The organism is Motiliproteus sp. MSK22-1 (assembly GCF_001968815.1).
Classification (GTDB): domain Bacteria; phylum Pseudomonadota; class Gammaproteobacteria; order Pseudomonadales; family Balneatricaceae; genus Motiliproteus.
This window is the reverse complement of record NZ_MIEQ01000102.1, coordinates 1-653: the sequence shown is the minus strand read 5'-3', so window position 1 is coordinate 653 and position 653 is coordinate 1. Positions and strand designations below refer to the sequence as shown.

The 653-nt window shown below is 51.9% G+C and carries 2 protein-coding genes; both read right to left on the bottom strand.

Going from position 1 to position 653, the window contains the following annotated elements; genetic code table 11:
* Positions 1-108 precede the first annotated feature (108 nt).
* Entirely contained in the window at positions 109-459 is a 351-nt protein-coding gene (tnpB, locus tag BGP75_RS26590) for an IS66 family insertion sequence element accessory protein TnpB (RefSeq protein WP_076721960.1), read from the bottom strand.
* On the bottom strand, positions 456-653 hold a 198-nt coding region (locus BGP75_RS27550; protein ID WP_076721959.1), incomplete at its 5' end, for a hypothetical protein. The genes BGP75_RS27550 and tnpB, both read right to left, overlap by 4 nt.

The window sequence follows — 653 nt, the reverse complement described above, 5'->3', positions numbered from 1 at the left end:
GCCCTGCTGCTTGAGCAGCAGGGCTTTGAGTGCATCGGGATCGTCTGGAAGATCAGTAGCTTGCAAGGTCATACAAGCCACTATAAAGGAACGGGCTGTGGTCGTCAGCTAGCCCATTGTCGAGTAGCGTAATGTGGCGTGAGGTGTTTGCGGCCGAATATCGTAGCCATCCAGGAGCCGGTTCAAAGTTTGACCATCCATAACCGCAGGCACTTCATCGCCCGGCCACCGAAAGCGGTGTTTCTCAAGGCGTTTATACCAGAGGATAAAGCCGTTCCTTTCCCAGCAGAGGATTTTAATCTTGTCCCGTTTGCGGTTACAGAATACGAATAACGAGCAGTCAAAGGGTGACAGCTCCATCTCTTGTTCCACCAGATGAGCCAGACCGTTGATCGACTTTCGCATATCGACGGATTCGGCATAGAGGAAAACCGATGCCGTTTGATCAGGGCGAATCACGATTCTGCTTTCAATGCCGAGAGTAGTTTCGGCAACAGCTCAATGGCTTGCTCGCCAGGTACCTCAAGGCGGAGACCGTCCGGTAGTGTCGCGACCACTGGTACTAATCGATCCGCTGACCAATCGGGCACTTTCAAGGGGATCAATTTAGGTGATGGCTTGGACTTTACGAAACGCTTTTTCCAGTACGTCAT